This window comes from Haemophilus sp. HMSC066D02, from assembly GCF_001810545.1.
Lineage (GTDB): Bacteria > Pseudomonadota > Gammaproteobacteria > Enterobacterales > Pasteurellaceae > Haemophilus_D.
The window spans coordinates 326,824-347,470 of the sequence record NZ_KV801804.1 but is presented as its reverse complement, the minus strand read 5'-3'; the positions used below and the strand labels follow the sequence as shown (position 1 = coordinate 347,470).

Annotated in this window: 18 protein-coding genes; 8 read left to right on the top strand and 10 right to left on the bottom strand. The window is 38.7% G+C overall.

The window, feature by feature from the left end; all coding sequences use genetic code 11:
• Window positions 1–9: 9 nt before the first annotated feature.
• The 4 genes from glgB to glnS form a co-directional block, all read right to left on the bottom strand.
• Entirely contained in the window at window positions 10–2,199 is a 2,190-nt protein-coding gene (glgB, locus tag HMPREF2750_RS01925) for a 1,4-alpha-glucan branching protein GlgB (RefSeq protein ID WP_070582369.1), read from the bottom strand.
• A gap of 34 nt (window positions 2,200–2,233) precedes the next feature.
• Window positions 2,234–2,620 carry a 4-alpha-glucanotransferase gene (locus HMPREF2750_RS01920; RefSeq protein WP_261660559.1) on the bottom strand — a complete coding sequence of 129 codons (387 nt, stop codon included), beginning with the start codon at window positions 2,618–2,620 and terminating at the stop codon, window positions 2,234–2,236.
• 144 nt (window positions 2,621–2,764) lie between these two features.
• A complete protein-coding gene (locus HMPREF2750_RS01915) occupies window positions 2,765–3,205 on the bottom strand; it encodes a YcgN family cysteine cluster protein (protein WP_070582367.1) in 441 nt (146 codons plus the stop codon).
• A 66-nt stretch (window positions 3,206–3,271) separates the two neighbouring features.
• Entirely contained in the window at window positions 3,272–4,945 is a 1,674-nt protein-coding gene (gene glnS, locus HMPREF2750_RS01910; RefSeq protein ID WP_070582366.1) for a glutamine--tRNA ligase, read from the bottom strand.
• Between the two features lie 224 nt (window positions 4,946–5,169).
• On the opposite strand from glnS, the gene HMPREF2750_RS01905 reads away from it, so the two are divergent.
• The 4 genes from HMPREF2750_RS01905 to HMPREF2750_RS01890 all read left to right on the top strand — a co-directional run bounded on the left by HMPREF2750_RS01905 (window position 5,170) and on the right by HMPREF2750_RS01890 (window position 10,435).
• The gene (locus HMPREF2750_RS01905; RefSeq protein ID WP_070582365.1) at window positions 5,170–6,351 is read left to right on the top strand and encodes an efflux RND transporter periplasmic adaptor subunit; all 1,182 of its coding nucleotides are present in this window, start codon (window positions 5,170–5,172) and stop codon (window positions 6,349–6,351) included.
• 18 nt (window positions 6,352–6,369) lie between these two features.
• A complete protein-coding gene (locus tag HMPREF2750_RS01900; RefSeq protein ID WP_070582364.1) occupies window positions 6,370–8,301 on the top strand; it encodes a MacB family efflux pump subunit in 1,932 nt (643 codons plus the stop codon).
• Between the two features lie 83 nt (window positions 8,302–8,384).
• Window positions 8,385–9,752, top strand: a complete 1,368-nt coding sequence (gene tdeA / locus HMPREF2750_RS01895) for a toxin/drug exporter TdeA (protein WP_070582363.1) — start codon at window positions 8,385–8,387, stop codon at window positions 9,750–9,752.
• 53 nt (window positions 9,753–9,805) lie between these two features.
• A complete protein-coding gene (locus HMPREF2750_RS01890; protein ID WP_070582362.1) occupies window positions 9,806–10,435 on the top strand; it encodes a histidine phosphatase family protein in 630 nt (209 codons plus the stop codon).
• A 73-nt stretch (window positions 10,436–10,508) separates the two neighbouring features.
• On the opposite strand, the gene apbC is transcribed toward HMPREF2750_RS01890, so the two are convergent.
• On the bottom strand, window positions 10,509–11,621 hold the full coding sequence (gene apbC, locus HMPREF2750_RS01885) for an iron-sulfur cluster carrier protein ApbC (RefSeq protein WP_070582361.1): 1,113 nt from the start codon (window positions 11,619–11,621) through the stop codon (window positions 10,509–10,511).
• Window positions 11,622–11,781: 160 nt separating this feature from the next.
• Between apbC and metG the strand changes: the two genes are divergently transcribed.
• Window positions 11,782–13,830: a methionine--tRNA ligase gene (metG, locus tag HMPREF2750_RS01880; RefSeq protein ID WP_070582360.1), complete on the top strand. Its 2,049-nt coding sequence runs from the start codon at window positions 11,782–11,784 to the stop codon at window positions 13,828–13,830.
• Window positions 13,831–13,933: 103 nt separating this feature from the next.
• Window positions 13,934–14,794 (top strand): SAM-dependent methyltransferase TehB, encoded by an 861-nt coding sequence (gene tehB, locus HMPREF2750_RS01875; RefSeq protein WP_070582359.1) that lies wholly within the window; start codon window positions 13,934–13,936, stop codon window positions 14,792–14,794.
• Window positions 14,795–14,865: 71 nt separating this feature from the next.
• On the opposite strand, the gene dapD is transcribed toward tehB, so the two are convergent.
• The 4 genes from dapD to HMPREF2750_RS01855 all read right to left on the bottom strand — a co-directional run bounded on the left by dapD (window position 14,866) and on the right by HMPREF2750_RS01855 (window position 17,202).
• Entirely contained in the window at window positions 14,866–15,693 is an 828-nt protein-coding gene (dapD, locus tag HMPREF2750_RS01870) for a 2,3,4,5-tetrahydropyridine-2,6-dicarboxylate N-succinyltransferase (RefSeq protein WP_014065291.1), read from the bottom strand.
• A gap of 147 nt (window positions 15,694–15,840) precedes the next feature.
• Window positions 15,841–16,305, bottom strand: coding sequence for an outer membrane lipoprotein (locus HMPREF2750_RS01865; protein ID WP_070582358.1), 465 nt, complete (start codon window positions 16,303–16,305; stop codon window positions 15,841–15,843).
• A 23-nt stretch (window positions 16,306–16,328) separates the two neighbouring features.
• Entirely contained in the window at window positions 16,329–16,628 is a 300-nt protein-coding gene (locus tag HMPREF2750_RS01860) for a hypothetical protein (RefSeq protein ID WP_049365853.1), read from the bottom strand.
• A 4-nt stretch (window positions 16,629–16,632) separates the two neighbouring features.
• On the bottom strand, window positions 16,633–17,202 hold the full coding sequence (locus HMPREF2750_RS01855) for a VOC family protein (RefSeq protein WP_070582357.1): 570 nt from the start codon (window positions 17,200–17,202) through the stop codon (window positions 16,633–16,635).
• Between the two features lie 88 nt (window positions 17,203–17,290).
• On the opposite strand from HMPREF2750_RS01855, the gene argS reads away from it, so the two are divergent.
• Window positions 17,291–19,024, top strand: coding sequence for an arginine--tRNA ligase (gene argS, locus HMPREF2750_RS01850; RefSeq protein ID WP_070582356.1), 1,734 nt, complete (start codon window positions 17,291–17,293; stop codon window positions 19,022–19,024).
• 34 nt (window positions 19,025–19,058) lie between these two features.
• Here argS and smrB read toward each other — a convergent pair whose 3' ends face one another.
• Window positions 19,059–19,568: an endonuclease SmrB gene (gene smrB, locus HMPREF2750_RS01845; protein ID WP_065244786.1), complete on the bottom strand. Its 510-nt coding sequence runs from the start codon at window positions 19,566–19,568 to the stop codon at window positions 19,059–19,061.
• Window positions 19,569–19,652: 84 nt separating this feature from the next.
• Here smrB and prmB point away from each other — a divergent pair, with 84 nt between their 5' ends.
• On the top strand, window positions 19,653–20,597 hold the full coding sequence (gene prmB / locus HMPREF2750_RS01840; protein ID WP_070582355.1) for a 50S ribosomal protein L3 N(5)-glutamine methyltransferase: 945 nt from the start codon (window positions 19,653–19,655) through the stop codon (window positions 20,595–20,597).
• Window positions 20,598–20,647 lie beyond the last annotated feature (50 nt).

Genomic DNA, 20,647 nt, shown 5'->3' with positions numbered 1-20,647 from the left:
TCGCTATTGTTATGCTTTATATTTTAAATAGATCGTTGCGAGTGGCGGAATGGTCACGCTAATCGAATTATCACGTCCGTGACTTGCAATTTCTTCGCTTTCTACCAAGCCGAAATTACCTACGTTTGAACCTTGATAATACATTGAGTCAGTATTCAAAATTTCTTCGTATTCACCCGCTACATTTACACCGATACGGTAGCCTTCGCGTGGCACCGGAGTGAAGTTACTGATCACGATAATGCGTTCACCATCACTGCTTTTACGTTCAAAAGCAAAGACTGAATTCTCCGCATCATCTACCACTAACCAATCAAAGCCTTCCGGTTCACCATCTAACTCAAAGAGCGGTGCATTTTTTTGATAAATTCCATTCAAATCTTTGACTAATTGCAATACACCTTTATGCCATAGGCCACCATGGTTTTCGTCAAGCAAGAACCAATCCAAACTTTCTTCATAATTCCATTCGCGACCTTGAGCAAATTCATTGCCCATGAATAATAATTTCTTGCCTGGATAGCCCCACATATAACCGTAGTAAGCACGCAAGTTAGCGAATTTTTGCCATGCATCGCCCGGCATTTTGCCAAGTAACGAACATTTGCCATGTACAACTTCATCGTGAGAAAGTGGCAATACAAAGTTTTCGCTGTATTGATAAATCATCCCGAAGGTCATTTTGTCGTGATGATAACGACGATAAACTGGATCGAGTTTCATATAACTTAGGGTGTCATTCATCCAGCCCATGTTCCATTTAAAATTAAATCCAAGACCACCGTTTTCTGTTGGATGGGTTACGCCACCAAAAGAAGTGGACTCTTCCGCAATCGAAATAGCACCGGACACCTCAGAATGGATTTTCCAGTTGGTATGTTTTAAGAATTCAATGGCTTCTAAGTTTTCACGACCGCCATATTGATTCGGAATCCATTCGCCTTCAGCACGGCTGTAATCGCGGTAAATCATTGATGCGACCGCATCTACACGGATACCATCTACACCAAATCGTTCAAGCCAATACAATGCATTACTGGATAAGAAGTTTCTCACTTCATTACGACCATAGTTATAAATTAAGGTATTCCAGTCTTGATGATAGCCTTCACGTGGGTCAGCATGTTCATATAAGGCTGTACCATCAAATGCGACTAAGCCATGTGTATCACTAGGGAAATGACCCGGTACCCAGTCTAAAATCACATTAATGCCTGCTTTGTGGGCTTTTTCGACTAAACGTTTAAAGCCTTCTGGTGTACCAAAACGGCTAGTTGGTGAATACAGCCCTATCGGTTGATACCCCCAAGAGCCATCGAATGGAAATTCGGAGAGTGGCAAAAACTCAATATGCGTAAAGCCCATATGTTTAACATAAGGAATAAGCTCATCAGCAATTTGGTCATAATCAAGCCAGAAATTATTCTCTAAATTACGACGCCATGATCCCAAATGTACTTCGTAAATCGAAATGGGTTGGTTGCGTTGGTTCGCTTTACGACGTTGCTCCGTCATTTCGACCACACCCGGCAACATGCTGATTTCTGATGCAGTATCTGGACGTAATTCCGATCTGAATGCATAAGGGTCAGCTTTTAAACGAAGGTTGCCGTTGTAATCAATTAATTCAAATTTATAGCGTTGACCAAGACTAGCTTTGGGTAAGAATAACTCCCATACCCCACTTGCCGGATGGAAACGCATTGGATGACGACGACCGTCCCAATAGTTAAAATCACCGACCAACGAAACGCGCTTAGCATTTGGCGCCCATACACGGAAATTTACACCTGGTACACTGTCACATTCAGTAAAATGTGCACCTAATACTTCATAAGGGCGCAATAACGAACCTTCCGCTAACAACCATTGATCCAAGTCATTAATCATTGGATGGAAGTGGTATGGATCTTCAATAATTTGGGCTTCTGCGCCCCAATACACTTTTAATTGGTAGACAAAGAAATGACGAATCTCCGGCACAATCGCAGTAAAAAATCCGCGATCATCCACTTTTTTCAGTACGACAACGATAGATTGACTTTCTTTATCAATCACTTCGACTTTATCTGCATCCGGTAATAAAGCACGAATCTCAATACCATTATGAGTTTCATGCATGCCTAATACTGCAAAAGGATCGGCCTGTTTGCCATCAAAAAATGAATTAATTACTGATTGGGCGACTAATTTCGTCATGACATACTCCTTTATGCTTTCAAGCTTAATTAATTTACAAACGATAGTATTTTCTCGTCTGTTGAGCGACAAAAAGCATTAAACAATAATAGATAAAAGACAAAGCAGGCAATAAAAGTGCGGTTGAATATGGAATTGTTTTTTCAAACTGAATTTGGTTTTGCTCGTCGAGCAATTGATAACGCAAAGAAGCATCAGGAGGAGAAGAAAACGCGATTAAATCATCATGAATGGGTTCGTTTTCAAAGGCACATATTACATCTTGGAACGGCTGATTTTGTCCAATATTAGGCGGAAATTGCAACTGCTCAATAAAATAATCAATACTGGTTGGCGATGCATCAATCAAATGCCCATTAATATCATAATGGGAAAACGAAATGCCAAGTTTTTCAGCAGATTGTTTAAGTGATAAGGACATTTGCATACAACGAATGATACATCTATATAATACTTAATAAGTATTATAAGTAAGCACAATTGAAATACAATTGCCAATCTTGCAAATTGTGACCTAAATCAAAAAACAAAGTTTAAAGAGAATAAAAAAACAACGAAATTTAAATTATTCAGTTTCAATGACAAATTCAAACCAATCAATGACATCTTCTTCATGTACGCCATCTTGAATTAAAATGCCTGCATTTTTCACTGAATTAGGATCTCCACTGATTAAGGGATGCCATTCAGGCAAAGGCTTCCCCTCATACAATAAGCGATAAGCACAGGTATTCGGCAACCATCCAAAATCAGGCAAATTCTTTTTGGTTAATTTGGTGCAATCACTTTCGATTTTAAAACGCTCAGGATAATTACGACACTTCCCTGTTTCCACATCTAAGAGATTGCAAGCAATTCGCGTATAGTAGAGTTTTTCACGCTTGCCCCGCCCTTGAATGTATTTTCGATAACAGCATTTTCCGCAGCCATCACATAAAGCTTCCCATTCGGGTTCCGTCATTTCAAGGAGCGATTTTTTTTGCCAAAAATAAGATTCAAATTGCATAGTGAAACCAATAAAAAAGTGCGGTCAAAATTTACGTGATTTTTGACCGCACTTTGTTGTTTAGAATTAGAAGCCTTCTTTTAAGCTTACGGTTAAGTTAAACACTAAGTGCTCTGGGCGGCTATCTTTGTTATCCGCACAGAAATAACCTTCGCGTTCAAATTGGTAACCTTTTTCTGGTTCCGCATTTGCGAGGCTTTGTTCTACAAAACCGTGTTTTACCACTAAAGAGGTTGGATTTAACACGCTTTCGATCTCTTCTGCTGCACCTGGGTTTGGTACGGTGAAGAGGCGTTCATATAAACGGAACTCAGCTGGATGATTATGCTCTGCAGATACCCAGTGAATTACCCCTTTCACTTTACGACCATCAGCCGGATTTTTACCTAAAGTTTCAGGATCGTAAGTACAGAAAATCGTGGTGATTTCACCATTTGTATCTTTTTCGACACGTTCAGCTTTAATCACGTAAGCGTTACGTAAACGCACTTCTTTACCTAATACTAGACGTTTATATTGTTTGTTTGCTTCTTCACGGAAGTCTGCGCGATCAATATAAAGTTCTTTCGTAAACGGTAATTGACGCTCACCTAATTCTGGACGATTTGGGTGATTTGGCGCAGTTAAGGTTTCTTCGCCTTCAAAGTTTTCAATCACTACGCGAACAGGATCAATCACCGCCATTGCACGTGGTGCGTTTTCGTTTAAATCTTCACGAATGCAAGCTTCAAGTGCAGAATACTCTACGACGTTATCTTGTTTCGTCACACCGATACGACGGCAGAATTCACGTAATGAAGCTGGTGTATAACCACGACGACGTAAACCAGAAATCGTCGGCATACGTGGATCGTTCCACCCATCAACAATACCATCATTCACTAATTTCAATAATTTACGTTTAGATGTTAACGTGCCTTCTAAATTCAAACGTGAAAATTCGTATTGATGCGGTAATGGACGTTCAATACTAATATTTTCCAACACCCAGTCATATAAACGACGGTTATCTTGGAACTCTAATGTACATAAAGAGTGTGTAATACGCTCAATCGCATCAGAGATACAGTGAGTAAAATCGTACATTGGGTAAATGCACCATTTGTCACCGGTTTGGTGATGGCTCGCAAATTTAATACGATAAAGCACAGGGTCACGCATGACCATAAATGGTGAAGCCATGTCGATTTTTGCACGAAGACTTAATGTACCTTCAGCAAATTCGCCATTTTTCATTCTCTCGAATAACGCTAAGTTTTCTTCTACGCTGCGATCACGATATGGACTGTTTTTGCCCGGCTCGGTTAAAGTACCACGATACTCACGCATTTCATCTGGAGAAAGTTCATCCACATACGCTAAACCTTTTTCGATTAACTCAATGGCATAGCCATAAAGCGCATCGAAGTAATCAGATGCATAACGCGGTTCGCCTTCCCATTTGAAACCTAACCATTCCACGTCAGCTTTGATGGAATCTACATATTCCACGTCTTCTTTTACGGGGTTAGTATCATCAAAACGTAGGTTACATAAGCCTTGATATTCTTTTGCTAAGCCAAAGTTTAAACAAATCGATTTCGCATGACCGATATGTAAATAGCCGTTCGGCTCAGGCGGGAAACGGGTATGAACGCTTTTATGTTTACCCGAAGCTAAATCTTCATCAATAATTTGAGTAATGAAATTGTGTGTGCGGGTATTTTCCGCATTTTCTAGAGTGTGTTCTGTATTGCTCATAAATTTCTCAATAAATTGAAAATAATTTCCTCATTCTATACGAAAAGTCAGGCGTTGTGAATTTGATCCCAAAACTAACCGCACTTTCATCGAATTAACACTGAATTTTTTAGGATTTTCAGGTCTAATTTGAAGATTTTTCGTGCAAACTGAAAAGTTTACCTTTAGAATACACTTCTACTGAACAAACGTTCATTTTTTTTATTTAGGATGATAAAGTCTTTATGAAAAAACGCTTTTTTATTTTACTCGGATTACTCGTCGCTGCCGGTGCAGCTTATTATTTTTTCTCTAGCAATAGCAAACAAGAAACGACTTATCTGACTGAATCGGTTACACGTGGCAATGTGGAAAAAACCGTTGTCGCTTCTGGTTCAGTTGAAAGCGTGAATGAAGTCGATGTCGGCGCCCAAGCTTCGGGCAAAATAACCAAACTCTATGTCAAGTTAGGGCAAGAAATCAAGAAAGGCGAAATGATCGCAGATATTGATTCTACAACCCAAATTAATACCTTAAATACCAAAAAGGCGGCATTGGTTAGCTATCAAGCACAATTAAAAGCAAAGAAAACCGCTTATGATGTTGCCCTTTCAAGCTATAACCGCTTATCAAAACTTTATACGCAAAAAGCGACATCTTTGGATAGTGTGAATACCGCAAAAAGCACCCTTGATAATGCTAAAGCTGAAGTGGAAGCAGTTGAAGCCAATATCAAACAAGCTGAAATTGAAGTGAATACCGCAGAAACCAATGTGGGCTACACCAAAATCACCGCCCCAATGGACGGTACCGTTATTTCTGTGCCTGTTTCAGAAGGTCAAACTGTTAATGCCAACCAAACGACGCCAACAATTGTGACCATTGCCGATTTAAGCAAAATGAAAATTAAACCTGAAATTTCAGAAGGCGACATTACCAAAGTTAAAGCAGGTCAAGAAGTGAGCTTTACTATTTTATCGGATAGCCAAACTGTGTATCACTCCGTCATTGATTCTGTTGATCCAGCCAATACCACGACTAGTGATAGTTCTTCAACATCATCTTCGACAACTTCAAGTAGTAGCTCAACAACCAGCGCGATCTACTATTACGCCAATGTTTTGATTGATAACCCTGATCGTACTTTACGTATTGGGATGACGACAGAAAACAATATCAAAATTGCCAACGCGAAAGATGTGTTATTAGTTTCCAATATGGCTATTCAAAAACGTGATGGCAAAAGCTTTGTAAATGTATTGAATGATAAAAATCAACCTGAACCGCGTGAAGTTGAAATCGGTGTTCAAAATGATTTCAAAACTGAAATCAAATCGGGTTTAAACGAAGGTGAAAAAGTCATTGTGTCGCAAGTTGCGAATGGTGAACAAGTTGGCTCTATGCCTCGTGGTCCAAGAATGTTCTAAAAGTGCGGTAGAAAATTAATGAATATTATTGAAATTAAGGATCTCAACCGTTACTTCGGTGAAGGCGAAAATCGTGTTCATATTTTAAAGAATGTCTCTTTAAATATAGAAAAAGGCGATTTCGTCGCGATTATTGGGCAATCGGGTTCCGGTAAATCGACCTTGATGAATATCATCGGATGCTTGGATACGGCAACCAGTGGCTCTTACAAAATCAATGGCAAAGAAACCATTGAATTAAGCAAAGATCAGCTGTCAGATTTACGTAGCCAAAAATTCGGCTTTATTTTCCAACGCTATAACTTATTGTCGAGCTTGACCGCAGCAGAAAACGTCGCCTTACCTGCAATTTATGCGGGAATGTCGCAAGAAAAACGTCTTTCTCGAGCAAAACAACTTTTAGAAAAATTAGGTTTAGGCGATAAATGGCAAAATAAACCAAGCCAACTTTCTGGTGGTCAGCAACAACGCGTAAGTATTGCCCGTGCGTTGATGAACGGCGGTGAAATTATTTTAGCCGATGAACCCACTGGTGCATTGGATTCACAAAGCGGTCAAAATGTGATGGAAATTCTGCGTCAATTACACACAGAAGGCCACACTATTATTATGGTAACCCACGACCGAGAAATTGCCGCCAGTGCGAATCGCGTGATTGAAATTAAAGATGGCGAAATCATTGGCGATACGCAAAAAGAAGCGGTAAAAAGTGCGGTCGAAAATCCAACCAAATCTAAACCGCACTTTGGGTTCAGCAAAGATCAATTTGTCGAAGCTTTTCGTATGTCTGTGAGTGCCATTATTACCCACAAAATGCGTTCTCTTTTAACCATGCTCGGGATTATTATCGGGATTACCTCCGTGGTTTCCGTCGTAGCATTGGGAAATGGTTCACAGCAAAAAATCTTAGAAAATATTCGAGGAATTGGGACGAGCACCATAACGATTTTTAATGGTACAGGCTTTGGTGATCGTCGTGCTGAACAGATGCAAAATCTTACGATTAATGATGCTACTGCCCTAAATCAACAAAGCTATGTACAAAGTGTCACGCCGAATAGCTCATCAAGTGGCACATTAATTTATGGTAACCAGACTTTCTCCTCAACCAGTTTAAAAGGTGTAGGCGAGCAATATTTTGATGTAGATGGATTAAAACTAAAATCAGGCAATTTATTTTCAGCTCAAGATGTTGCTGATAACAATCAAGTAGCCTTAATCGATGAAAGTGCGAAAAAGTCGATTTTCCCTGATGAAAATCCTATCGGCAAAATCGTGATGTTTAATAAACGTCCACTACGTATCATTGGCGTGGTATCTGATAAACAAATGGGCGGAGCAAGCAGTTCACTTAATCTCTATGCCCCTTACACTACCGTGATGAATCGTATTTCGGGCAGCAAAAAAATTGGTTCGATTACCGTAAAAGTAGATGATTCCGTGAATACGACTGTCGCTGAAAAAGGAATTACTGAATTGCTCACTATGCGTCATGGTAAAAAAGATTTCTTCATCATGAATAGCGATACGATTAAACAAACCATTAAAAGCACAACCGGCACGATGAAATTGCTCATTTCCTCTATCGCCTTTATTTCATTAATCGTTGGTGGTATTGGTGTAATGAATATCATGTTGGTTTCTGTGACAGAGCGAACTAAAGAGATTGGTGTGCGCATGGCTATTGGCGCGAGACAATTTAACATTCTGCAACAATTTTTAATTGAAGCCGTGTTGATTTGTTTAATTGGCGGCGTGACGGGCATTCTGCTTTCGGGCTTAATCGGTCTGCTATTTAACGTATTTATGACGGACTTTACGATGGCATTCTCAACTGGCTCAATTGTTGCCGCAGTGGTCTTCTCTACCCTAATTGGTGTGATCTTCGGTTATATGCCGGCAAAACGTGCGGCACAATTAGATCCAATTACAGCCCTTGCGAGAGAATAAAGAAATTTTGTAAAACACAAAAGAGCGGTTAAAATTCTTACTAATTTTTGACCGCACTTTAATTAAAAAGAAAGGAAAAATCCATGTTAAAAATGAAAAAACTAACCTTAGCAATCGCGATGGCAACTGCTCTAGCAGGTTGTGCTAACATCGGCGATTCTTATAAAGCGAGCCAGCAGGATTACCAAAATTATGCGGAAATCACCAAACAATTTAATGTAAAAGAAAACTGGTGGGCGCTTTACAATGATTCACAATTAAATCGTGTGGTAGAACAAGCATTAGTTAATAACAAAGATTTAGCCAAAGCGTCTGTCGCCGTAAACCGCGCTCTATATAATGCAAACCTTGCAGGTGCAAATTTAATTCCTGCATTTAGTGGTTCAACCCAATCTTCTGCAAGTAAAAATGTAAAAACAGGTGGCAGCTCAGCAGTAAGCCATCAAGGTGCATTAAATGTGAGTTATACGTTAGATCTATGGCAACGTTTAGCGGATACAGCAGATGCCGCAGAATGGTCACACAAAGCAACGGCTGAAGATTTAGAAGCAACGAAACTTTCACTCATCAACTCTGTTGTGACAACCTATTATCAAATTGCCTACTTGAATGATGCGATCAGCACCACGCAAGAAAGCATTAAATACTACAACGATATTAGCAGCATTATGCAACGCCGTTTATCACAAGGTGTTGCGGACAGCGCAAGTGTAGATCAAGCACAACAAGCGGTATTGAACGCACGTAACAACTTGATCAACTATCAAACACAACGTAAAACTGCAGAACAAACTTTACGTAACTTACTGAACTTAAAACCGGAAGAAGCATTAAATATCAACTTCCCACACATTCTTAATGTAAAAAATGTGGGCGTAAATTTAAACGTACCTGTTTCTGTGATTGCAAACCGTCCTGATGTAAAAGGCTATCAATATCGCTTAAGCAGTGCATTCAAAAATGCAAAAGCAACTGAAAAAGGTTGGTTCCCTGAAGTGACTTTAGGTGGCAGCTTAACATCAAGTGGCACTAAGGTCGGTAACGCATTACACAATCCTGTTGGTACAGGTTTAATCGGAATTAGCCTACCATTCCTCAACTGGAATACCGTAAAATGGAACGTGAAAATCTCTGAAGCAGATTATGAAACCGCACGTTTAAACTATGAGCAAAGCATTACTAAAGCCTTGAATGATGTAGATACCAACTACTTTGCCTATACACAAGCACAAAGTGCTTTTGCTAACTTGCAAAAAACACACAGCTACAACCAACGTATCACCAAATACTATCGTGATCGTTACAATGCTGGTGTATCTGAATTACGTGAATGGCTTGCAGCGGCAAACACAGAGAAAAGCTCTCAACTTTCTATCTTGAATGCGAAATACAACATCATTCAAGCAGAAAATGCCGTATATAGTTCAATGGCCGGTTATTACTCTCGTTAAAATCATGATTAAGGAAGTTTCGGCTTCCTTAATCTTTTTTATGGACATGAAAAATGAAAAAACAACTGACTTTTTATTTCATTCGCCACGGTAAAACCGTTTGGAATACGGAAGGTTTAATGCAAGGTCATGGCGATTCCCCTTTGACTGAAGAAGGCATTAATGGTGCGAAAAAAACAGGTGTGGCACTTAATCATATTCCTTTCATTGCTGCTTATTCCAGCGTATTAAAACGTACTATCGCAACTGCCTCTCATATTATTGGTGAACGTGATATTCCCCTTTTCCATCACCAAGGTTTAAATGAACAGTATTTTGGTTCTTGGGAAGGCAAAGTTGTCGATACGTTAAGAGAACTCCCAGAATTTAAACAACTTATTAAAGATCCCGCCAATTACAAAGCTCAAGTAAACGGTGGAGAAACGTTTGAACAATTGGGCGAACGTACCATGAAAGCATTGCACGATATTATTAAGATCCACGATCATGGTAATATTCTTATTGTGTCGCATGGCCATACCTTGCGTTTATTGCTTGCCTTATTAAACGGTGCAACCTGGCAAAATCACCGTGATGAAGATAAATCAGTATCGCTTATTAATACATCAATTAGTGTTGTACATTATGACGATGAGAACGGTTTTCGCGTTGAGAAAATAAATGATGCGGAGCATTTAAAATAAGCCAATTTAGCCAAAAAAATAACCGCACTTTGGATGACCTAAAGTGCGGTTAATTTTTATGATGTTTTTGTGATTATTTCACTTCGCGGAATAAAATCTCGCTTGGAATCACAGAACCTTGCCAGTAAAGCTCAGTTGACACTTTCTCTGCTAAATCTAAGAAAGATTTCGCAATTTCACTATCTGGTGCAGCAACCACAGTTGGTTTACCTGCATCCAAATCTTGACGAACTTGAATATTCAACGGTAACTGGCCTAATACTTTCACATTGTATTTTTGTGCCATTTTTTCTGCACCACCCGTGCCGAAAATCGCTTCGTGATGGCCGCAATTGCTGCAAATATGCATAGACATATTTTCCACAATACCTAATACTGGCACAGATACACGTTCAAACATCGATACACCTTTCACCGCATCTAATAACGCGATGTCTTGTGGTGTTGTAACCACAACTGCCCCAGTTACAGGAATTTGTTGTGAAAGCGTTAATTGGATATCACCCGTACCCGGTGGCATATCGATCACTAAGTAATCTAAGCTATCCCATAAGGTTTCATTTAAAAGCTGACTTAATGCACTACTTGCCATTGGACCACGCCAAATGGTCGCATTATCTTCATCCATTAAGAAACCGATTGAGTTTGCAGATAAACCATGTGCTTTAATCGGGGTAATATGTTGGTTATCTGGTGAAGTTGGGCGTTGATGTGGGGCGCCTAACATATGCGGAACAGATGGACCATAAATATCCGCATCTAAAATCCCCACGCGAGCACCTTGAGCTTGTAAAGCAAGTGCTAGGTTTACTGAAACGGACGATTTTCCTACCCCACCTTTGCCTGAAGTGACGGCAATAATGTTTTTCACGCCTTTTACAGCAGGTTGATTATTTGCACGTTTTAAGGTTGCGATTTGATAATTCACCACCCATTTGATTTCTTTGCTATCGGTTGCTTTTAATAATGCATCTGAAAGCTGTTGTTTCACTTGCTCCACGCCAGTATTCCATGCAAAAGGCAATTGTAATTCAATACGTAATACGTCACCGCCTTTTTCAACTTTCTTCAAAGTCTTTAATTCGATTAAGTCTTTTTGTAACGTTGGGTGTTGAAATTGTTGGAAAAGCTGCAGAACTTGAGATTGTTGTTCTGCCGTTAAATTTTCAGAAAAAGCAGTTGCCATAATATTCCTTTAATATTAGTAGGTAGTAGAGTAAATTTGTCAGGGATATTCTACCCCTTTTACACCTCAAATGTTAAGCTAAAAGTATAACTAAACTAGAAAAAATCACACTAATCGGGTAACATACTCGCAATTTTTACAAAAGAATAAGAGAAAAATAATGACAACTCAACCTCGTAAAATTTTAGTCACTTGCGCATTACCTTATGCAAATGGGGCCATTCATTTAGGCCATATGTTAGAACATATTCAAGCGGATATTTGGGTGCGTTTCCAGCGTATGCGTGGCAATAAAATTCATTTTGTCTGTGCTGATGATGCGCACGGCACACCAATTATGCTTAATGCCGATAAATTAGGTATTACACCAGAAGAACTAATCGCAAAAGCAAAAGCTGATCACGTGCGTGATTTTGCAGGTTTTAATATCAGTTTTGATAACTATCACTCTACTCACAGTGAAGAAAATAAACAAATCACCGCTGACATTTATAATAAATTAAAAGCCAAAGGTTTCATTAAAACGAAAGTCATTTCTCAGTTATTCGATCCTGAAAAGAATATGTTCTTACCCGATCGTTTCGTCAAAGGGACTTGCCCAAAATGTAAAGCAGAGGATCAATACGGCGATAACTGTGAAGTTTGTGCTTCCACTTATAGCCCAATGGATTTAATTAATCCACGTTCTGCTGTGTCGGGTGCAACACCAATCATCAAAGAATCTGAACACTTCTTCTTTGACTTACCTGCTTTTGAAGGTATGTTAAAAGAATGGACTCGCTCTGGTTCACTGCAACCTGAAATTGCAAACAAAATGCAAGAATGGTTTGAAAGTGGCTTACAACAATGGGATATCTCTCGTGATGCACCTTATTTTGGTTTTGAAATCCCAGGAACTAAAGATAAATTCTTCTATGTTTGGTTGGATGCGCCAATTGGCTACATAGCTTCTTTCAAAAATCTCTGCGATCGTGAAGGCATTGATTTTAATGAATTCTGGGGAGAAAACAGCGATACAGAACTTTATCACTTTATCGGTAAAGATATCGTATATTTCCACAGTCTATTCTGGCCAGCAATGTTAGAAGGGAGCGAATATCGCAAACCAACCAATGTGTTTGCTCACGGTTATGTCACCGTAGATGGCGCCAAAATGTCAAAATCACGTGGTACATTTATCCAAGCCAGCACCTATTTAAATCACATTGATCCGGAATGTTTGCGTTATTACTATGCGGCAAAATTAAACGATCGCATCGAAGATCTTGATTTCAACTTGGAAGATTTCGTTCAACGTGTCAATACGGATATTGTTAATAAATTAGTCAATTTAGCTTCTCGTAATGCTGGATTTATCGCTAAACGTTTTGAAGGCAGATTAGCAGATAAATTAGAAGACGAAGCACTTTTTGCTGAATTTACTGCACAAGCTGAACAAATCGCTTCTTATTATGAAGCTCGTGAATACAACAAGGCGATTCGTGAAATCATGGCATTAACCGATAAGGCGAATAAATACATTGATGAAAAAGCACCTTGGGTGATTGCAAAAGAAGAAGGCAAAGAAGCTGAATTGCAAGCAGTTTGCTCAATGGGTATCGAGCTTTTCCGTGTATTAATGTCTTACTTAAAACCGGTTCTTCCAAAATTGGCTGAACGTGCAGAAGCGTTCTTACAAACAGAACTAACATGGGATAATATTGCACAGCCACTATTAGGTCATCAACTTACTCCATTTAAAGCGCTTTTCTCGCGTTTAGAGAAAAAACAAATTGATGCTGTTATAGAAGAAACTAAAGCTCTTTTCGCTGAAGCAAACAAAACAACAGAAAAAACAGCGGCAAAACCGACCGCACTTTCAAATGTCGAACCTATTGCTGATACCATTACCATTGATGATTTTGCTAAAATTGATATGCGTGTAGCAAAAGTACTGAAATGCGAAGCGGTACCAGAATCTAATAAACTCTTACGTTTTGAATTAGATTTAGGTGACCATACTCGCCAAGTGTTCTCTGGCATTAAAGCGGCTTACAACAAACCTGAAGAATTGGAAGGTCGTTTTGTTATTGTGGTTGCAAACCTTGCACCACGTAAAATGAAATTCGGCGTATCAGAAGGGATGATTCTTTCTGCTGGTACTGGCGGAAGTGATTTATTCTTACTTTCAGCTGATAGCGGTGTCGCTGCTGGTATGCAAGTAAAATAATTTAATATTTAGGCGACTTCGGTCGCCTTTTTATTGCCAAACAGAACCAAATACCCTACCATATCAATCAGCTATTTATCATACAAATTAAAAGGAATTCATTATGACAAACGAACTTATCTGCTATAAACAAATGCCAGTTTGGACAAAAGATAAATTACCTAAAATGTTCCAAGAAAAACACAATACTAAAGTGGGAACTTGGGGCAAACTTACAGTGCTAAAAGGTAAACTTAAGTTTTATGAGCTAACTGAAAATGGCGATGTCATTGCTGAACATATTTTCACGCCAGAAAGTGATATTCCATTTGTTGAGCCACAAGCCTGGCATCGAGTTGAAGCACTTTCTGATGACTTAGAATGTACGCTTGGCTTCTATTGCAAAAAAGAGGATTACTTCAGCAAAAAATATAATATGACTGCAACGCATGGTGATGTAGTTGATGCGGCTAAAATTATTAAACCTTGTAAAGTGTTAGATTTAGGCTGTGGACAAGGTCGTAACTCCCTTTATTTAAGTTTAAAAGGCTATGATGTGACCTCTTGGGATCATAACGAAAACAGCATTGCCTTCTTGAACGAAACTAAAGATAAAGAAAACTTGAATATCAAGACTGCAGTTTATGATATTAATACCGCCAATATTCAAGAAAACTACGACTTTATTGTATCAACCGTGGTATTTATGTTCTTAAATCGTGAGCGAATTCCAGCCATTATTAAGAATATGCAAGAACACACCAACCCAGGTGGTTACAACTTAATTGTAGCAGCGATGTCTACACCTGAGGTACCTTGTCCATTAGCGTTCTCATTTACGTTCTCTGAAGGTGAATTAAAAGAATACTACAAAGATTGGGAATTCTTAGAATACAACGAAAATATGGGCGAATTACATAAAACCGATGAAAACGGCAATCGCATTAAATTAAAATTTGCGACAATGCTAGCAAGAAAAAAATAATTCTCTAATTTAAAAAAGAAAATGACCGCACTTTGTCATATAAAGTGCGGTCATTTTTTATGGTATTTTAATTACTCTTCAATAGAACGTAATAATTCGTTGATACCAACTTTACCTAAAGTTTTTGCATCAACTTTTTTCACGATCACTGCACAGTATAAGCTGTATTTACCACATTTTGATGGAAGACTACCAGAAACCACTACTGAGCCAGCTGGTACACGGCCATAGAATACTTCACCTGTTTCACGATCATAGATTTTAGTTGATTGACCGATGAATACGCCCATAGAGATCACACAACCATCTTCAACAATCACGCCTTCAACGACTTCAGAACGTGCACCGATAAAACAGTTATCACCAATAATGGTTGGGTTTGCTTGTAATGGCTCTAATACACCACCGATACCTACACCACCAGATAAGTGTACATTTTTACCAATTTGCGCACATGAACCAACCGTTGCCCATGTATCAACCATAGTACCTTCACCCACATATGCACCGATATTTACATAAGATGGCATCAATACACAGTTTTTAGAAATGTATGCACCTTTACGTACCGTTGCAGAAGGTACGACACGGAAACCTTCTTGAGCAAAACGCTCTTCCGTATAGTCAGCAAATTTCAATGCCACTTTGTCATAGTATTTGGTTTCTGCGCCATCAATGATTTGGTTATCGTTGATACGGAAAGATAATAATACTGCTTTTTTCAACCATTGGTGAGTAACCCATTCACCATCAATTTTTTCTGCAACACGGTATTTACCGCTATCTAATCCTTCGATCACTTCTTCGATTGCTGCACGAGTTTGTGCATCAACTGTTTTAGGGGTAATTTCCGCACGTTTTTCAAATGCAGCTTCAATAATTTGTTGTAAATTTGACATATTGCTTCCTATTGTCGGTGTGAAATAACGGTTGATAGTTTTATCATATTTTTGACTTTCAAGCAAAAAACAACCGCACTTTCTTTTGATTTTAAGCATAAAAAAAAGCGAACCCAATGGCTCGCTTTTTTCTAGTTCTTGTTTAAATTAGTTGATAACAGAAACATTTAATGATGAACCACCAACGATTCTCACACGGCGACCTGCTTTGAAGCTAGGATCCGCTTTTTGAACCACAACGATCTCTTCTCTATTATCTTTTCTGATAACAAGCTCTGCACCATTAACTTGGCTCATTTTCTCTTCAATTTTGCTACCTGCAATGGCACCACCAATTGCACCAATAACACCTGCAATGGCTTGTCCTGTACCGCCACCTATTGCACTACCAGCGATACCACCTAAAGCACCACCACCAACTGAACCAATTACACCATTGTTATCAGCTTGGATTTTAACAGGGCGAACAGATACGATTGTACCATAACTAATTGAACGCGCTTCTTTTGCTTGATCTGCAGAGTATACATCACCACTAAAAACATCGGTGTTTGCACAACCCGTTAAACCAACAGACATCATAAGTGCTAATGCTACTGTTACTTTTTTCATAAAACTAACCTTCTAAAAATGAATTAGATTGGGTTTCTTGGAGACCAAGTAGAAACGTTTTTCACGCCTTGACCGTTGTCAGATACTTTCACACAAGCACCAGTTACTAAAGTTGAATCGTATTTGTGAACGATAACTTCGGTTTCACCTTCTTGTTTGTATGAGCAGTCGTTTTTACGAACGGTTAATTTTACATCATCACCTTGTAATTCGGTGAAGATAACTTGACCTTTATAAGCGCTTTCATCTTTTTGTGATTGAGATGAACAAGCTGATAAACCTAAACTTAATAAGACAGTTAATGCTAAGGTAATTTTTTTCATTACACTAAACCTCGAGTATTTTCTTTATTGTATAAGGATGAACCTTTATGCAAACATGATTTTCTGTTTTATCAACAAAACTCACTGCAATTGATGGATTGGGCAATTGCTCCCCTTCCACCTTAGGTTCGCTCACCTTCATGGTTAATTGAGTTAGTTCCTTCCATAAAAATGTGTTGCAAATCCGATTAACCCAATCCTCAACAGATTCATGAGATAAAAACGGCATTACAATTTCAATATGTTCCCAAGTTTCTTGGGGATATTGTTTATTTTTAGGAAACGGTAATTCAATAACATCGACAGGCTGACCAATGAAATCAACTGGCTCATCTAATTCAATCAAATAGATAGGACGCCCATTGACGATATTATCGCTTAAAATTCTACCGCACTTTAATAACTCTGTCAGCCAATTTTTTGCTTTTTCTTCACTATTTGCTCTTAAAGCTAAATGATCAATTTGGAAATCATTCAAATTCACTTTCATAACGGCAGCTAATTGCTGAATTTTTTCCTGAAATAAAGGCAATTCTTGATAAAGTGCGGTCGATTTTTCCATTAAATTTGACATTTTCTCCTGCTCTTACTTTGAGAAATCTATAAACAACGGTATCATAGCCGATTATTTTCATTATTCAATTTCAAGATTAGGAAAAACCGTGAATATTCAATCTATTTTATCCGATAAAATTAAACAAGCGATGATTGCCGCTGGTGCAGATGAACAATGTGATGCGCTTATTCGTCAATCTAGTAAACCACAATTTGGCGACTACCAAGCAAACGGTATCATGGCTGCTGCTAAAAAACTAGGATTAAATCCACGTGAATTTGCACAAAAAGTTTTAGATAATGCTGATCTTTCTGATGTTGCTGAAAAAACTGAAATTGCTGGTCCAGGTTTTATTAATATTTTCTTAAATCCTACTTGGTTAACGAATAATGTTTCTGCTGCATTAAAAGATCAAAACCTTGGTGTAAGTGCAAATGAAAAACAAACTATCGTGATTGATTATTCTTCACCAAACGTTGCGAAAGAAATGCACGTAGGTCACTTACGTTCTACCATTATCGGTGATGCCGTTGTTCGTACCCTTGAATTTTTAGGTCACAACGTTATTCGTGCGAACCACGTGGGTGACTGGGGTACCCAATTCGGTATGCTTATTGCTTATCTTGAAAAAATGGAAAATGAACACGCAAGCGAAATGGAACTTCAAGATCTTGAAGCATTCTATCGCGAAGCGAAAAAACATTATGATGAAGATGAAGCTTTCGCTGAAAAAGCGCGTAACTATGTAGTGAAATTGCAAGGTGGGGATGAATATTGCCGCACGATGTGGAAAAAATTAGTTGATATCACTATGCAACAAAACCAACGAAACTATGATCGCTTAAATGTTACATTAACCGAAAAAGATGTGATGGGTGAAAGCCTTTATAACCCAATGTTACCTGCTATCGTTGAAGATCTGAAAAAACAAGGTTTAGCCGTTGAAGATGAAGGGGCGTTAGTCGTTTATCTTGATGAATTCAAGAATAAAGAAGGCGAACCGATGGGCGTTATCGTTCAGAAGAAAGATGGCGGTTTCCTTTATACTACTACTGACATTGCTGCAGCGAAATATCGTTATGAAACCTTAAAAGCGGATCGTGCATTAGTATTCTCTGATACTCGTCAAAGCCAACATATGCAACAAGCTTGGTTAATTACGCGCAAAGCGGGTTATGTACCGGACAGCTTCTCACTTGAACATAAAAACTTCGGTATGATGTTGGGTAAAGATGGTAAACCATTCAAAACTCGTACTGGCGGTACCGTAAAATTAGCGGATTTATTAGATGAAGCGATTGAGCGTGCAACGGTATTAATTAACGAGAAAAATACCAATTTATCTAATGAAGAAAAAACTGCGGTTATTGAAGCAGTGGGTGTTGGCTCGGTGAAATATGCGGATCTTTCTAAAAACCGCACGACTGACTATGTATTCGATTGGGACAATATGCTTAGCTTTGAAGGTAATACTGCGCCTTATATGCAATATGCTTACACGCGTATTCGTTCTATCTTCAATAAAGCAGATGTGAATCCAACCGCACTTGCAGAAGCTAAGATTCAGCTTTCTGATGAAAAAGAACGTGCATTAGCGATCAAATTGCTTCAATTTGAAGAAGCCGTTCAAACTGTAGGCAAAGAAGGCACACCGCATGTCCTCTGTGCTTATTTATATGAATTAGCAGGTGTGTTCTCCTCATTCTATGAACACTGCCCAATCTTAAATGCAGAAGATGAAAACGTAAAATTAAGCCGTTTAAAACTTGCTTCTCTTACAGAGAAAACTTTAAAACAAGGTTTAGAGTTATTAGGCATTAAGACAATCGAAAAAATGTAAAAAAAGTGCGGTCAATTTCGACCGCACTTCTCATTTATACATCCACTAAAATAAGTATCGCCGCTTCTCCACCCCATTCTTTAGGAGCTTGGTGTAACGCTCGCACCTTAGGATGCTGAACTAACCAGCGTGGAATTTGTTTTTTCAACGTGAACGTACCATAGCCAGTCATGATGCTCGCGCAATAAACATGCTCATCTTCACAAGCTAACAACAGTGCTGCCAATTCCATTTTGGCTTGTTCACGGGTTAAACCATGTAAATCCAAAAATAATTCGGGTGAAAAATCGCCACGACGAAGTTGTTTCAATAAATGGCTATCTTCCCCTTCGCGTAAATATTTGATAACACCATCATGTTCATTTAGCAAAGGTTCATATTCATCGGAAAAATAGAAAAGCGTATCCTCTTTTTCTCGAATATCACGTAAATGAGATTTTTTTTGACCGCTCTTTTGACGAGGTGCCACAAAGGTATCTTGCTTGATGGGTTTGATTCCTTTTGTTTCCGCCCGAAAAAGATCGAAATCATCTTGTTCTGTCATTATTTTTCTCAATTTGTTATTTTGCTTAATGATAGCACATCTATTCTATGGTATAACTAGCCAAAATTTTTATTGAGGCACAAAATGGAAACCTTACACAATCAAGAACTTGTTGCGACAATTTTAGAAGATAATGTGGCAAGTGAATTAACGACCATTCAAGATTTTTTACGCTGGACATACAGCACATTTAACCGTTCTGATATTTATTACGGACAAGGCCATGACAATGCGTGGGATGAAAGCCTTCAATTAGTCCTTGCGGGACTTCAATTACCGCTCGATTTACCGCAAGATTTATTCAGCAGCAAACTCACTCCTTCAGAAAAAGAAACCTTAGTACAGTTAGTCTTAAGCCGAATTGAGCAACGTGTCCCTGTTGCTTATTTAACGAATAGTGCGTGGTTCTGCGGATTAGAATTTTATGTGGATGAACGCACTATTATTCCTCGCTCACCAATCAGTGCATTAATTCAAGATAAATTTGCTCCGCTTTTAAAATCTGAACCAAAACGTATTTTAGATCTTTGTACTGGCAGTGGTTGTATCGCGATTGCCACGGCAGAAGCCTTTCCTGAGGCTGAAGTGGATGCGGTCGATCTTTCTGTGGATGCGTTAAATGTGGCAGAGATCAATATTGCTCGCCACCAATTAGAACACCGTGTTTTCCCGATTCAATCAGATTTATTCCAAAATCTCTTCGGTCAACAATATGATTTAATCGTCACCAATCCGCCTTATGTGGATGAAGAAGATTTGGCAGATATGCCGGAAGAATTCCATTATGAGCCTAAATTAGCCTTAGGTTCCGGTGTTGATGGTTTAGAAATTACAAAGCAAATTTTAAAACAAGCGCCGGATTATTTAACACCAAATGGCATGCTCGTTTGCGAAGTGGGCAACAGCATGGTAAGTCTCATTGAACAATATCCAGATGTGCCATTTGAATGGGTTGAACTAAAAAATGGCGGTCTAGGTGTATTTGCCATTAGCCGCGAAGATTTAGTGAAACATCACGATTCTTTTTAATCTCAAGTGCGGTTAAAAATCGTCGTGAATTTTGACCGTACTTAACAAAT

Coding starts and splice junctions, on each gene's coding strand:
- tdeA (WP_070582363.1), top strand. CDS start 8,385: ATGTTAAAAATGAAAAAACTAACCTTAGCAATCGCGATGGCAACTGCT.
- prmB (WP_070582355.1), top strand. CDS start 19,653: ATGGAAACCTTACACAATCAAGAACTTGTTGCGACAATTTTAGAAGAT.
- HMPREF2750_RS01905 (WP_070582365.1), top strand. CDS start 5,170: ATGAAAAAACGCTTTTTTATTTTACTCGGATTACTCGTCGCTGCCGGT.
- HMPREF2750_RS01855 (WP_070582357.1), bottom strand. CDS start 17,202: ATGTCAAATTTAATGGAAAAATCGACCGCACTTTATCAAGAATTGCCT.
- glgB (WP_070582369.1), bottom strand. CDS start 2,199: ATGACGAAATTAGTCGCCCAATCAGTAATTAATTCATTTTTTGATGGC.
- HMPREF2750_RS01860 (WP_049365853.1), bottom strand. CDS start 16,628: ATGAAAAAAATTACCTTAGCATTAACTGTCTTATTAAGTTTAGGTTTA.
- glnS (WP_070582366.1), bottom strand. CDS start 4,945: ATGAGCAATACAGAACACACTCTAGAAAATGCGGAAAATACCCGCACA.
- HMPREF2750_RS01865 (WP_070582358.1), bottom strand. CDS start 16,305: ATGAAAAAAGTAACAGTAGCATTAGCACTTATGATGTCTGTTGGTTTA.
- HMPREF2750_RS01890 (WP_070582362.1), top strand. CDS start 9,806: ATGAAAAAACAACTGACTTTTTATTTCATTCGCCACGGTAAAACCGTT.
- smrB (WP_065244786.1), bottom strand. CDS start 19,568: ATGACAGAACAAGATGATTTCGATCTTTTTCGGGCGGAAACAAAAGGA.
- metG (WP_070582360.1), top strand. CDS start 11,782: ATGACAACTCAACCTCGTAAAATTTTAGTCACTTGCGCATTACCTTAT.
- dapD (WP_014065291.1), bottom strand. CDS start 15,693: ATGTCAAATTTACAACAAATTATTGAAGCTGCATTTGAAAAACGTGCG.
- apbC (WP_070582361.1), bottom strand. CDS start 11,621: ATGGCAACTGCTTTTTCTGAAAATTTAACGGCAGAACAACAATCTCAA.
- HMPREF2750_RS01920 (WP_261660559.1), bottom strand. CDS start 2,620: ATGTCCTTATCACTTAAACAATCTGCTGAAAAACTTGGCATTTCGTTT.
- HMPREF2750_RS01915 (WP_070582367.1), bottom strand. CDS start 3,205: ATGCAATTTGAATCTTATTTTTGGCAAAAAAAATCGCTCCTTGAAATG.
- tehB (WP_070582359.1), top strand. CDS start 13,934: ATGACAAACGAACTTATCTGCTATAAACAAATGCCAGTTTGGACAAAA.
- HMPREF2750_RS01900 (WP_070582364.1), top strand. CDS start 6,370: ATGAATATTATTGAAATTAAGGATCTCAACCGTTACTTCGGTGAAGGC.